Raw genomic sequence first — 13577 nt, 5'->3', positions numbered from 1 at the left:
AATGAATTCTCCTTCTAAAGCCCTCATGACTCGTATTTTAGTTGGTTATTTAGGCTTATATCCCACACTATTACTGGTTCTCACTTTATTAAAGCCAATTACACAGCATCAAAGTTTCCCGATGATGGTGTTGATTGAAGTCATAGTATTAGTGCCAGTAACGCAACTGATTTCTTTCCCACTGGCAGGTTGGCTCATTACACAGCTAAAAAATTTTAAGAATTTGTTTTAAGAAGAATTTATGCTGGCAACAGCAATCCTAAGTCCTTATTTTGCCAACCACAAAGGTTGGCAAAATAACTTACTTAGTCGATATTAATCTGCGTAAGCTGGATAATCAATATAGCCTTTTTCCGTCCCACCATACATACTGCTTGCATCTACTGCATTCAATGGCCAGACATTGGCGATGCGATCGGGTAAATCTGGATTCGCAATAAATGGGCGTCCAAATGCAATTAAATCGGCCAGTCCTGCCTCTAAAATTCGAGTCCCTCTTTCTGCCGTATATCGACCTGCATATATAATCCGACCACTGAAAGTGTCTCTGACATCTCTACGAAAATCATGAGGAAGTTCTGGTGCATTATCCCAATCAGCTTCTGCAATCGATAAATAGGCAATCCCAACTTCTTCAAGTATCTTTATGGCCTCAATATAAGTCACATGTGGATCATCTTCAACTAAACCCATGTAGACACGATCTTCCTCTGTACTTTCAAATAAGGGGGCAAAACGCACTCCTAAACGATCTGCACCAACTACCTCAGCAACTGCCTCTACTACTTCACGTAAAAAACGCAAACGATTGTTTAGTGATCCACCATATTCATCTTCACGGTGGTTACTATGTGCAGAGATAAATTGATTCACCAAATAACCATTTGCACAATGAATTTCAACTCCATCAAAACCAGCAGCCAAGGCATTACGCGCTGCTTGAGCATAGAGTTGCACTAATTCTTTAACTTCTGCATTGCTTAAAGCACGTGGCATTGAAGGATCAGCCAAGGCCCCCGCATTGGGCCCGGTCTCAATAAAGACTTTAACATTACTATCAGCCCTAATAGCCGAGGGCGCGACCGGTGATGCATGATCGGGTTGCAAAGATGTATGTGAAACACGCCCAACATGCCAAAGTTGTGCAAAAATAATGCCTCCTTTAGCATGCACTGCTTCCGTCACTTTACGCCATCCAGCAATCTGTTCAGGGCTGTAAATACCGGGAGTCCAAGCATAGCCTTGACCACGTGGCTCGATTTGCGTACCTTCGGTGACCATAAATCCTGCCCCGGCACGCTGTTGATAATAGGTTGCCATCAGTTCATTTGGAATATTCCCTGGCTGAGTACTGCGCGACCGCGTTAATGGTGGCAATACAATACGGTTTTGCAAAACATAAGGGCCTAAGCTTAAGTTTTGAAAAAGTTTGCTGTCTTTCATTTCATTGTATCCAAGTCATCATGACTTAATTGATCTAAATTAAAAAAAATATCCTTCCTGTATATAGAAAAATAAATAAAGGAAAGCTATTCACTCAGGCCCTTCACCATTAAGTGAGGATTATTTTGCTTATTGCGCCAGTTGCTCAGAGTCAGAAGTTTATTCACTGGTAAGCACCACAACAGACACTAGCTACTCTTTATTTCAACAATTGAAGTAATGCTGAGGCAGTTGCAGCAGAAGATGCTGGATTTTGTCCAGTAACCAGCAAGCCATCTACTTGAACATGTACTTGCCAATCATCCACTTTAGAATAATGACCCCCGTTTTGTTTAAGCATGTCTTCGACTAAAAATGGTACAATTTCAGTCAAACCTACAGCGGCCTCCTCAGTATTGGTGAAACCAGTCACTAATTTACCGCTAACTAAGGGCGCTCCATTACTCGCTTTCACATGACGAAGAACACCCGGGGCATGACACACTGCTGCAACAGGTTTGCCAGACTGAATCGCCTGTTCAATCAGAGAAATTGAAATCGGATCTTCTGCTAAATCCCACAATGGGCCATGCCCGCCTGGATAAAACACTGCATCATAATCAGCTACAGAAATTTCGCTAAGTTTATGCGTCTGTGCCAATGCTTGCATTGCAGTTGGATCTGCTTCAAAACGATGAGTGGTTTCAGTTTGAGCATCGGCTAAATTACTTTTCGGATCTAGTGGTGGCTGCCCACCTTGAGGCGACGCCAGCGTAACTTCAGCACCAGAGTCAATAAAGGTGTAATACGGTGCAGCAAGTTCCTCTAGCCAGAAACCTGTTTTCTTACCAGTATTGCCAAGTTGATCATGTGAGGTTAAAACGATTAAAATTTTCATGTTATTTCTCCGATAATTTTCATGATTGAGGAGCATTGTTACAGGGTCAGAGCATGCCATATACGCGCATTTAGCTTAGATGCTCATCTCGAGAATTTGGCGACTGATCTCTAATGAAACATTTTTATGTTCGCCTAGCTGTGTAAGATTATGTGATTTAAGTTGCGTAATGATGATCTCAATATCTGTCTCCCCCAGTCCATAATCGCTAAGACGAGTCGGCAATCCAAGTTGCTCAAAGAAGGCTCGAGTACGAGCAATAGCAGTATCAATACGTTGTTCTTCATCACCTTCGACAATCTGCCAGACTCGAGCTGCATACTGTAGTAATTTTTCTCGCTTCTCTTGACGACGCACTTGTAGATTGGCCGGCAACACAATGGCCAAGGTACGAGCATGATCAATACCATGTAAAGCCGTGAGCTCATGCCCAATCAAATGGGTTGACCAATCTTGTGGTACACCAGCTCCAATCAGCCCATTCAGTGCCATGCTAGCAGCCCACATCAAATTCGCACGCGTGTCATAATCTGCTGAATCTTCCAAGATTTTCGGTCCAATCTCAATCAAAGTTTGCAATAGACCTTCGGCAAAACGATCTTGTACTTGTGCATTCACAGGGTAAGTTAAGTACTGTTCCATGACATGAATAAATGCATCAACCACGCCATTTGCTAACTGGCGCGTCGGCAAGCTAAAAGTTTTATTCGGATCCAGTACGGAAAATTGCGGAAAAACATAGGGGCTGCTAAATGACAATTTGGCTTGGGTCGATTTTCTGGTTACTACCCCACCGCTATTCATTTCTGAACCAGTTGCCGGAAGGGTGAGTACACTCGCAAAAGGCAAAGCTTGAGTAATTTTAGTACCATGGGTTTCTAAAATCTCCCATGTATCCCCTGTATAATTGACTGCTGCTGCAATAAATTTAGTACCATCAATTACCGATCCACCACCGACAGCCATCAAGAAATCAATCTTTTGTTCTCGAATCAGCTCTACAGCTTTCATGAGGGTTTCGTAACTCGGATTCGGCTCAATTCCGCCAAATTCATGAATTTCTCTTGCACCTAATGCTTCACGCACTTCAGCTAAAGTACCATTCTTACGTGCACTTTCACCACCAAACAACATTAATACTTTTGCTTCTGTAGGCACATAGTCATTGATTTTAGCTATTGTATCGCCACCAAAAATAATGCGGGTCGGATTATAAAAGTTAAAATTCAGCATATTTTTATCCTAGGATGATCAACTAATTGATTTGAAAAACCACCGTTATTCATCAAATAAACTTTAAAAAAATTGGACAACACTGCGGCTTTTGACTGCACCATGTGCTAACTATACATAAAAATAGACCAGTCGTCTATTTTTATAAAAATTATTTCAGCTTGGCGACTTTAGTGATGGTTAAACACATTCAGGCTTGTTCTATAACACTTTTATTATTGATGTATTTTCACGAGCGATTGTTGTATGGAAGATATCAACATGTATGACTACTGACATGGTCGTGAACGCATTGGCTAAAACAGTGAATGACTCATACAAAATAACGATGATTAAATATTTTAAAAGCAGATTGGCACGGTTTAGCAGATGTACAAATGCGACAGTAAATTAGATAGATTGGTTCAATATAAAGCATGTACATAGCTGCATTCGTTTATTTACCCTGTTTTGGATATTGACCCATGTAAATGATGAGATTAAGCCATTAAATAAAGTAGCCCAACTTGAATAAAAAGCCTCTGACAAACCTCACAGGGTTGAAGTGCTGCCTTTCATTCAAAATTTCAGGCAGCACATTTATACATTTAAGCGTCGGTTTAAGCTGGTAGTTTACTCGCCAAAACATCTACTTTTTCAATAGACGGTGGCTCTGAAAATAGCTCTTCGGCCTGAGCCATCAACGCAGCTGCAACCTTGCCAGATAAATGTGCTTGGCGACCCGCCTCATCAGGAAATGCATCAAAAATACCAAATGTTGTAGGTCCAAGACGTAAGCCAAACCACGCAACTGTCGCAGGTTCTTCCATTACAATAGGTAAACCGGCTTTAAGGAAAGCTTCCACTTCGTCTTCTTTACCCGGTTTAGCTTCAAGACGGACATATAAAGCTGTTTTAAGCATGACTAAAACTCCACAATTGATTAGAATTCAAACTGATTCTGTCATTGCTAATGTATGCATGTCAGAAAGTTTTGTTGTATAAAAGTTAAAAAACATCCCATAGCTGAGCCAAAATTTAGGTTTTTATTTCGACATAATGCTATGAATTTATTCAAGTTAATATCATTAACATTTGAATCAAAAAATCAAGATATGAGATGATTAAATTCAATCTTAGTTATATAAGGATCAATTGACTCTACCTTAGATTTATAAGCTGACCTCTTCATCTGGAAGTTATATTGCTCAAGAAGCATTCAAGAACAACATGCACATCTTCATATCTATGAAAGTTATTTAGCTAGGAATTTGCTGTGAAACTCTATATGTTTCTCTATAAAGCTCGCAATGAAGTAATAGCTATGGTCATACCCTTCTCTTAGGTTAAGTGTAAGAGGATATTCTTGTTCCAAACAAATATCACTAAGAAGCTTAGGTCTTAACTGTTCTTCAAGAAAATCATCAGCTGTTCCCTGATCGACTAAAATAGGTAAATGAACTTCATCGTTTTTGATTAATTCAATCGCATCATAGCTTTTCCATAAAGTTTCGGTTTCACCTAGGTAGTGTGTAAAAGCCTTTTTCCCCCAAGGTACTTGGCTAGGTGCAACAATTGGTGCAAAAGCAGAAATACTTTTATACAGCTCAGGGTTTTTTAAACCAATTACTAATGCACCATGACCACCCATGCTATGCCCCATAATGCTTTGGACTTGGTTGGTCGGAAAATTCAGGTCAATCAGATTTCTGAGCTCTTCCACAATATAATCATACATTTTGAAATGCTGTGACCAGGGTGCTTGTGTTGCATTCACATAGAATCCTGCGCCTTGGCCTAAATCATAATCTGCATGATCTGGTACATCCTCTCCACGTGGGCTGGTATCTGGTGCAACAATAATGACTTTATGTTCAGCCGCATACTTTTGTGCTCCGGCTTTAGTAATAAAGTTCTGTTCGTTGCAAGTCAGTCCTGATAACCAATATAAAACTGGCAACTTCTCATCTTTGTCATGAGGTGGCAGATATATTGAGAATTTCATTGAACAGTTTAATGCTATTGACTGATGGCGATACACTTCTTGCGATCCACCAAAAGAAGCATGTTTCTCAATTATTTCCATAATCAATTACCTATGTTGAGCAAGACTTCATGAGAAATCGAGTAAACAAAGAGTCTGACATTCTCCACAGAGAATACTGATAAAGATTTAAAATGTAGGCAGGTTTGTTGAACCTATACATGATGGATACATAGATAGATCTGTTTTACAGATGATGTGCCGTTTTAGAGGATTCCATGCATGTCAATCATGATTCACATGCATGGAAAAGTATAAGGTCTGACGGAATTATTCGTAATGAATTACAGTACGAATTGACTTACCTTCATGCATTAGATCAAAGGCTTCATTGATCTGATCCAAGCCCATGGTGTGTGTCACAAATGGTTCTAATTGAATTTTACCTTTCATGGCATCTTCAACCATTCCTGGAAGTTGCGTACGACCTTTTACCCCACCAAAGGCAGAACCTAACCATCTACGACCAGTAACCAGTTGGAATGGACGGGTAGAGATTTCTTGACCTGCGCCAGCTACACCAATAATTACGGATTGTCCCCAGCCACGGTGTGCACTTTCAAGGGCTGCACGCATCACATTCACGTTACCAATACACTCAAATGAATGATCTACACCCCAGCCAGTCATTTCGACAATTACTTGCTGGATTGGTTTATCGTAATCTTTAGGGTTCAAGAAGTCCGTTGCACCAAACTCTTTTGCCAGCGCAAATTTATCTGGATTCATGTCAACCACAATAATACGCCCTGCTTTAGCTTGACGTGCGGCTTGTACGACTGCCAAACCAATACCACCTAAACCAAAGACCGCAACACTATCACCTTCTTGTACTTTAGCCGTGTTATGTACTGCACCGATACCCGTTGTTACCCCACAACCCAGTAAGCAGACATGTTCGTGATTGGCTTCAGGATTGATTTTAGCCAATGATACTTCTGCCACTACAGTGTATTCACTGAACGTTGAGCAGCCCATATAGTGGTAAATCGGTTGACCATTGTAGGAAAAACGAGTGGTACCATCTGGCATTACGCCTCTACCTTGAGTTTCGCGAACGGAAATACACAAGTTCGATTTTCCAGATTTACAGAATACGCACTCGCCACATTCAGCAGTGTAAAGTGGAATAACATGATCACCTGGTTTGACGCTAGTCACGCCTTCACCAACCTCAACTACAACACCAGCACCTTCATGCCCGAGAATAGCGGGAAAAACACCTTCAGGATCATCGCCAGATAAAGTAAATGCGTCTGTATGACACACACCGGTATGGGAGATCTTAATTAATACTTCACCTTTCTTCGGTGGTGCAACATCAACTTCAACAATTTGAAGAGGTTGACCAGGACCAAACGCAACGGCAGCACGTGACTTCATGGAATAATTCCTTATACAGATCTACTTTAAATATGATTTTAGAATCTTGGCGATTTCAGCCAATTCTTCTTTTCGTTGTTGTTCTGTGGTTTCACCTGATACTAATGTGTCCTTTAAATGAACCTCCAACATTTCATTCATTAAACCATTAATAGCACCACGCACAGAGCATATTTGTTGCAGAATTGCACCACATTCCACATTATCTTCTAACGCTTTTTCAATCGCTTGCGTCTGACCTTTGATCTTTCTGACGCGTAGAAGAATCTTTTTTTTGTCGTCAACCTGATTAGGCATCAGACCTCCTTATTTGCTAGCATTTATACTATAGTACCCTATAGTATAAAAAAAGCAATATTTTTTATAAATCGAAAATTAAAAAGATCTTTAGCGAAAATTTTCTATCCCTGTTTTTAGTTTTTTTAAATTAACATCATAGAGCTTATGCGAAAGTCACAAAAAAAATGGGACTTTTAGCTCCCATTTTTTATTTTGTCTCATGTTCTTTGTAATGCTGTGACCTTTTAGAATTATGTTTCAAATTTTAGCCACTTTGTAGATATTTTGAACGTTTCAAGCCTTAAAAATACTACCGACAGTTTAGATTAAACTGCCTTTACAGACTGTACTAGAATATTTTTTGTGAGCGGATGATATTTATTATTCATTATTTAGGAATTATTAAATCCTATAAATATCATTTATTGGATTAATTTACTTTGGTACTGTGCACATCATCCCCCAGTTAAAAATAAGGAACAATTATGAATAAGATGATGAATGCTCTTATCTTAGAAAATTTTGGTGATCATGAATTTACACGTGTAGAACTCCCTATACCTCACCCTGAGGCTGGGCAAGTTCTGGTACGTATTCATGCTAGTGGTGTAAACCCTATTGATTATAAAATTCGTCTTGGTGAAGCACCATATGCTATGCCAGAGCTTCCTGCCGTGTTGGGAACAGATATGGCTGGGGTTGTAACTGCTGTTGGTGAAGGTGTCACCGACTTCAACGTCGGGGATGAAGTTTACGGTCTGATTGGTGGCGTTCGTGGTCTTCAAGGATCTTTAGCAGAATATGTTGTCGTAGATGCTGATCTGATCGCATTAAAGCCACGGAATATCTCTATGCGCGAGGCAGCAGTACTACCATTGACGTTCCTCACCGCTTGGGAAGGTTTAGTGGATAACGCGAAGGTCCAACCAGGGCAAACTGTACTGGTTCAGGGTGGTGCTGGTGGCGTTGGTTATATGGTTGTTCAGCTTGCAAAATCACTTGATGCAAATGTTTGGGCGACTGGTCGTACAGCTGATCAATCACTGATTTCAGAACTCGGTGCAACACCTCTCGATTACACAACAGCATCTTCCGATGACATTATTGCTGCAAGCCCTGAGGGTCAAGGTTTTAACATTGTTTACGACACTGTGGGTGGTCCAGTACTCGAAGCTTCACTTTCCATGACAACTCACTATGGCCACATTACCAGCTGTGCTGCATTTGGTAATCATAATTTAGCGAGTTCATCTCTACGGTGTGCCACAGTGTCTGGCGTATTCGTCCTAATGCCGATGTTAACAGGCAATCGCCGTGCTCATCATGGTGATATCCTTAAGATCGCGACTCGTCTTGTTGAGGAAGGTAAACTGCGTCCTATTGTTGATCCTCGTCATTTTACTCTAGACCAAGCGATTGAGGCTCATGATGCTGTTCAAGATCGCTCTGCCAATATTAAGGTCGTGATTGATGTCATTTAACGCACTTCAGGCCAAGACTTGGCGCTTCAATAGTATTGGAGATACAGACGTTCTGACATTAGAAACACTTCCTGTTGCTTTACCAGCCGCAGGAGAAGTTCTAATCCAGATGAAAACGATCGGACTCAACCGGGCTGATGTAATGTTTCGGCGTGGTACTTATATTCAAAAGGCAGTATTTCCTTCTCGTCTGGGATATGAGGGAGCAGGCATAGTTCTTGCGATAGGTGAAGGTGTACGCCAATTTTCTCCAGGAGATGCAGTATCGATTCTTCCGACTGACAATCTAGCCAAATATGGGACATATGCGGACAAGCTCCTGATTCCAGAAACTTTTTTAGTTCACAAACCCGATAGTTTAAGCTGGGAAGAAGCTTCTTCAATCTGGATGCAGTATTTGACGGCTTGGGGTGGTGTAATCCATGCTGGTGGAGTTTCGAAAGGAAAAACGATCTTGATCACAGCAGCTTCAAGTAGCGTAGGACTAGCTGCGATACAGATAGCTGAAGCAGCGGGAGCTAAGGTCATTGCAAGTACACAGACGATAGAGAAAAAGCAACGTTTACTGGATCTCGGTGTTAAAAATGTTATAGCCACTGAAGATGAACCAGATTTGTATGAGGCGCTTGTATTACGTTTAGGTGGAGAACATCTTGATGTCGCCTTCGATGCTGTAGGAGGGCCTCATATTGAACAGATTGCAAAAGCGATGTCTGTAGGAGGAACGATGGTTATGCATGGTGCACTTAGCCCTGAGATCACACCATTTCCGCTTAAAGTTGCATTACGCAAGAGCTTAACCATGCGAGGTTTTTTGTTCCTTGAGGTTCTGCATGACCCTGTTCTAAGGGAGCAAGCCAGACGATTTATTCTTAGCAGTATAGGTGCAGGATATCTTCGTCCAGTGATCGACCGTTGCTTTAACTTTGAGGACATGCATGACGCTCAGCGCTATCTTGAATCAAATCAGCAAATAGGAAAAATTGTAGTTACTCTAGATACGTGATGGTCTTATCTGATTCAGGTTTCTATACGGCCCAGCACTTCCGCTAAGTAATCAAACAATGCTCGGATTCGCAAAGGTGTCGGGCCCCGCTGTGGACGATATAAATACAGGCGCCAAACGGGAGAGGTTTCCTCATGAAGTATCTGAATGAGCTTACCACTCCTAAGCCACGGCAAAACTAGAAATCCAGGCATGTGTCCGAATCCGACTCCAGCGAGAATAGCTTGAAATTCAGCTTCAAGATCATCTGTAATAAAACGGGGATTTGATGGCGTAAAGCTTCGACTTTCGGTGAATGTCCATGGCCAGTAACGCCCTGTTTTATGATCGACTAGTGCTGTTAGAGGGTATTTATCAAGATCAATAATTTTTTTAGGCATTCCAACCTTATCAATTAACTCTGGCGTACCCACAGAATAAAAGTTCACTTTAGCCAATTCCCTTGCCACATATCGATTGTCCGGCAAAAATCCAAATCTGATCCCGATATCTATCCGCTCATCGATCACATCCGAGTGTGAATCTGTTAGCACACAATCCACGACAATATCTGGATAACGTGTGGCAAATTCTGCTAGTGCGGGTACTACCAATTTGCGCCCTAACACAGACGACACAGTAAGACGGACAGTCCCACGCATTTCATCTCGTTTTTCCTTGGTGTCTTTTACAAACAAAGCATCGATCGATCCCACCGCAAAACGTGCTTGCTTTGCCAGACGCTCACCATCAGCGGTAATTTTAATTTGTCGAGTACTCCTGTAGAACAGAATCTCTCCGCGCTGCTCTTCTAGCTCTTTTATTGCCCGTGTCACTAGCTGCGGGGAAATACCCAGCTGAGTTGCTGCCTCTTTAAAATTTCGAGACTCTGCTGCGACACAAAAGATACGCATCATTTCCAATTTGTTCTGCATGTCCAATCCTGTGTTCTGGTAATTATTCCGTAAATAGGAATTCTGAAAGATAATATTATTCATTTATTATACCTAACAAGGCTGTAATACTTAATCCATCAAATATGATTGACAGATAGGTTGAAGGTTACTTGTATGAATAATATAGAAAATAAAGTTATTGTTATCACTGGTGCAAGTAGTGGTTTAGGTGAGGCTACTGCTCGCTTACTTGCTAAAAAAGGTGCAAAGGTTGTACTTGGTGCTAGACGTACTGAAAAATTACAGGCTATTGTTCACGACATTCGTGCTGAAGGTGGTCAAGCTGAATTTATTGGTATGGATATAACCAAACCACATGAAGTACAAGCACTTATTGAAAAGGCATTAAGCGCATTTGGTCAAATCGATGTATTGGTAAACAATGCTGGATTAATGTCTATTGCACCATTAAGTGAGCTAAAAGTTGATGAATGGGATCGTATGATCGACATTAATATTAAAGGTGTTCTTTATGGTATAGCAGCTACCCTACCTGTTTTCCAAAAACAAAACTTTGGACACTTTATTAATCTCGCATCTGTTGCAGGGATAAAAGTATTTAGTCCAGGAGGTACTGTTTATAGCGGTACTAAGTTTGCTGTAAGAGCCATCTCTGAAGGCCTTCGTCATGAGGTTGGGGGAACAATTAGAACGACTACTATTGAGCCTGGTGCAGTTGAGTCAGAACTAAAATTTGGTTCTTCTCATAAAGAAAGTTCAGAGTTTGTTACTGATTTCTACAGACAAGCCATACCAGCTGACTCAGTCGCTCGAGCAATTGCTTATGCAATTGAACAGCCTGCGGATGTAGATATTAATGAAATTGTTTTGCGCCCAACGAGCCAAGAGTTTTAATTATTGAATAACATAAAATGGGAGCACTTCGCTTCCATTTTTACTCTATTTTTTTTAAAGTTGTGGACAAATCTATGAAAGCCGTATCGTATGTTATAAATAATCATGATGATTTTAAAAATTCATTGGTAGATATTGAAAAAGCGAAGCCTACACTTAAGGAGCGTGATGTACTGGTAAAAGTTCAGGCAATCTCTGTGAATCCAGTTGATACCAAAGTGAGAAAAAATTCGTCTGAAGCAAATAATCGTATTTTAGGTTGGGATGCCGTTGGGGAAATTATCGAAGTTGGCCCAAAAGTTACCTCGTTTAAAGTAGGAGAGTCTGTTTGGTATGCTGGCGATTTAACCCGAGATGGTAGTAATGCTGAGTTTCAAGCAGTCGATGAACGAATTATCAGTCTTAAACCAATTACAGTATCTAATGCAGAAGCAGCAGCATTGCCATTAACTGCTATCACGGCATGGGAAATGCTGTTTGATCGGTTTCAAATTTCAGAAACAGATGTTGGCAGTATTCTGATTATTGGTGGTGCAGGCGGTGTAGGATCAATTGCTATCCAACTCCTAAAAGCAAAAACAAATCTGACCGTTATAGCAACAGCTTCACGTGAAGAAACGAAATCTTGGGTGGAATCACTTGGTGCCGACCATGTCATTGATCATAGCAAAGATTTAAATGCACAAATCGAGACACTAGGCATTGCAAAACCAAAATACGTATTCTCTACAAATCATACAGAAACATATATCCAGCAAATAGTTTCTCTGATTGCACCACAAGGCAAGCTTGGATTGATCGATGATCCACAAACATTTGATATTATGCCGTTTAAGACTAAATCTATTTCTATCCATTGGGAGTTAATGTTCACTCGTTCAATGTATGAAACCGATGATATTGAAAAGCAAGGTAATCTATTGCAACAGGTTGCCCAATTAGTTGACCAGCAAAAAATTAGAAGTACCCTCAACCAAAATCTAGGCAAAATTAACGCTGCAAACTTGGAGAAGGCGCATAAGTTGCTTGAATCAGGCAAGTCAAAAGGCAAAATTGTACTAGAAAACTTCTAAACAAATTAAAGGTGAAATAATGACTATTTCAATAATTGCGAACTTTAAGGCAAAGTCAGATCAAAAAGAGACGTTAGAAGCGCTTTTAAAAAGTGTAATAGAGCCTACACTTAACGAAGAAGGATGCTTGAAATATGAGCTTTATATTAGCGAAAATGACTCGAGTAGATATTTTTTCTTAGAAGAATGGCGTAGCAGGGAGGATTTAGATATCCATATAGCGTCTGATTATATTCAAAGTTTATTTGATAATATCCAATCGCTCATTGAATCAAGTGATATTGTAGAAATCAAAAAAATATAGCTGTATTCGGACGTTATGATGAAGTATTCTTCAAATTAACATAGGGACTTAGAAAGCTAACAAAAAATGGGAGCTCTAAACTCCTATTTTTTCTGATTTTTTAATAGTAACCTAGGATTCAACAAATTATGCCCCTAAGGGGAGCCACCCATACCCTGCATTTTGACAATAATGTCATCGTTTAGAGGCAGCAAATTTAAGAGCATCAGTCGGTACGACTGGTGATTCATATGATATTGCTTTGGCTGAAACAGTGAATGGCTTATACAAAACAGAGGTGATTGAATATTTAAAAGCAGATTGGCAAAGTTTAGCAGATGTACAACTTGCGACACTAAACTGGGTAATCGAGAATAAGCGAATTCCTATTCCTGAACACGTAGAGCCTGAACCGGAAAAAAGAGGCTTTTGGAGCCGATTCTTTAAGCCGTATGGCTGATTTGATTGTTCACTTGGGCTTATTAAAGCCGTGAAACATTGCTCACTTACTAAGCGTGAAACATGGAAAAACATAAAAAAAGCCCACCTTGGGGAAGATGGGCTATAAACTAGGAACTACAGGATTGATTTATAAGCGGAATTATAACGCATTTCGTATAAGGTGTATTATAGATCTCTTTCATAAATCAAAAAACGATCTTCTTTTTGGTTAATATTTGCACTCCGGATTTCTTGGCATTCGTGC

14 protein-coding genes and 3 pseudogenes are annotated in these 13577 nt (G+C 40.4%); 9 read left to right on the top strand and 8 right to left on the bottom strand.

Annotated elements, in window-relative coordinates; genetic code table 11:
- Nucleotide 1: 1 nt before the first annotated feature.
- Entirely contained in the window at nt 2-232 is a 231-nt protein-coding gene (locus tag MTX11_RS14590) for a hypothetical protein (RefSeq protein ID WP_001087973.1), read from the top strand.
- 83 nt (nt 233-315) lie between these two features.
- Here MTX11_RS14590 and MTX11_RS14585 read toward each other — a convergent pair whose 3' ends face one another.
- From MTX11_RS14585 to MTX11_RS14575, 3 genes are all read right to left on the bottom strand, one after another.
- Nucleotides 316-1443 (bottom strand): alkene reductase, encoded by a 1128-nt coding sequence (locus MTX11_RS14585; RefSeq protein ID WP_004733177.1) that lies wholly within the window; start codon nt 1441-1443, stop codon nt 316-318.
- Nucleotides 1444-1642: 199 nt separating this feature from the next.
- The gene (locus MTX11_RS14580) at nt 1643-2320 is read right to left on the bottom strand and encodes a type 1 glutamine amidotransferase domain-containing protein (RefSeq protein WP_004647734.1); all 678 of its coding nucleotides are present in this window, start codon (nt 2318-2320) and stop codon (nt 1643-1645) included.
- 75 nt (nt 2321-2395) lie between these two features.
- Nucleotides 2396-3553 (bottom strand): iron-containing alcohol dehydrogenase, encoded by a 1158-nt coding sequence (locus MTX11_RS14575; protein WP_004733178.1) that lies wholly within the window; start codon nt 3551-3553, stop codon nt 2396-2398.
- Between the two features lie 184 nt (nt 3554-3737).
- On the opposite strand from MTX11_RS14575, the pseudogene MTX11_RS16695 reads away from it, so the two are divergent.
- Nucleotides 3738-4067: pseudogene (locus tag MTX11_RS16695) on the top strand (IS3 family transposase); the annotation flags it as partial.
- Between the two features lie 85 nt (nt 4068-4152).
- Here the strand turns inward: MTX11_RS16695 and MTX11_RS14565 are convergent.
- The 4 genes from MTX11_RS14565 to MTX11_RS14550 form a co-directional block, all read right to left on the bottom strand.
- Nucleotides 4153-4455, bottom strand: a complete 303-nt coding sequence (locus MTX11_RS14565; RefSeq protein WP_000920558.1) for a putative quinol monooxygenase — start codon at nt 4453-4455, stop codon at nt 4153-4155.
- Nucleotides 4456-4787: 332 nt separating this feature from the next.
- Nucleotides 4788-5618 carry an S-formylglutathione hydrolase gene (fghA, locus tag MTX11_RS14560; RefSeq protein ID WP_058952258.1) on the bottom strand — a complete coding sequence of 277 codons (831 nt, stop codon included), beginning with the start codon at nt 5616-5618 and terminating at the stop codon, nt 4788-4790.
- 228 nt (nt 5619-5846) lie between these two features.
- The gene (locus MTX11_RS14555; protein ID WP_005105874.1) at nt 5847-6959 is read right to left on the bottom strand and encodes an S-(hydroxymethyl)glutathione dehydrogenase/class III alcohol dehydrogenase; all 1113 of its coding nucleotides are present in this window, start codon (nt 6957-6959) and stop codon (nt 5847-5849) included.
- Between the two features lie 21 nt (nt 6960-6980).
- Nucleotides 6981-7256: a metal/formaldehyde-sensitive transcriptional repressor gene (locus tag MTX11_RS14550; protein ID WP_005105873.1), complete on the bottom strand. Its 276-nt coding sequence runs from the start codon at nt 7254-7256 to the stop codon at nt 6981-6983.
- A 467-nt stretch (nt 7257-7723) separates the two neighbouring features.
- On the opposite strand from MTX11_RS14550, the gene MTX11_RS14545 reads away from it, so the two are divergent.
- Nucleotides 7724-8719 (top strand): zinc-dependent alcohol dehydrogenase family protein, encoded by a 996-nt coding sequence (locus MTX11_RS14545; RefSeq protein ID WP_005105871.1) that lies wholly within the window; start codon nt 7724-7726, stop codon nt 8717-8719.
- Nucleotides 8709-9725 (top strand): zinc-dependent alcohol dehydrogenase family protein, encoded by a 1017-nt coding sequence (locus tag MTX11_RS14540; protein ID WP_005105870.1) that lies wholly within the window; start codon nt 8709-8711, stop codon nt 9723-9725. The genes MTX11_RS14545 and MTX11_RS14540 overlap by 11 nt, the downstream gene beginning before the upstream one ends.
- A gap of 14 nt (nt 9726-9739) precedes the next feature.
- On the opposite strand, the gene MTX11_RS14535 is transcribed toward MTX11_RS14540, so the two are convergent.
- Nucleotides 9740-10639 (bottom strand): LysR family transcriptional regulator, encoded by a 900-nt coding sequence (locus MTX11_RS14535; RefSeq protein WP_025467887.1) that lies wholly within the window; start codon nt 10637-10639, stop codon nt 9740-9742.
- Between the two features lie 135 nt (nt 10640-10774).
- Here MTX11_RS14535 and MTX11_RS14530 point away from each other — a divergent pair, with 135 nt between their 5' ends.
- From MTX11_RS14530 to MTX11_RS14510, 5 genes and pseudogenes are all read left to right on the top strand, one after another.
- The gene (locus MTX11_RS14530) at nt 10775-11515 is read left to right on the top strand and encodes an SDR family oxidoreductase (RefSeq protein ID WP_002050925.1); all 741 of its coding nucleotides are present in this window, start codon (nt 10775-10777) and stop codon (nt 11513-11515) included.
- Nucleotides 11516-11589: 74 nt separating this feature from the next.
- Entirely contained in the window at nt 11590-12588 is a 999-nt protein-coding gene (locus MTX11_RS14525; RefSeq protein ID WP_171265324.1) for a zinc-binding alcohol dehydrogenase family protein, read from the top strand.
- Between the two features lie 19 nt (nt 12589-12607).
- Nucleotides 12608-12892: a putative quinol monooxygenase gene (locus MTX11_RS14520; protein ID WP_171265313.1), complete on the top strand. Its 285-nt coding sequence runs from the start codon at nt 12608-12610 to the stop codon at nt 12890-12892.
- Between the two features lie 175 nt (nt 12893-13067).
- A pseudogene (locus MTX11_RS14515) lies at nt 13068-13238 on the top strand (IS3 family transposase); the annotation flags it as partial.
- A pseudogene (locus MTX11_RS14510) lies at nt 13236-13331 on the top strand (plasmid replication DNA-binding protein); the annotation flags it as partial. The pseudogenes MTX11_RS14515 and MTX11_RS14510, both read left to right, overlap by 3 nt.
- Between the last annotated feature and the right edge of the window lie 246 nt (nt 13332-13577).

The sequence above is a fragment of the Acinetobacter lwoffii genome, assembly GCF_022809915.1.
Lineage (GTDB): Bacteria > Pseudomonadota > Gammaproteobacteria > Pseudomonadales > Moraxellaceae > Acinetobacter > Acinetobacter lwoffii_M.
Note: the sequence above shows the minus strand (reverse complement) of the source record. Positions and strands in the feature narration are given on the sequence as shown.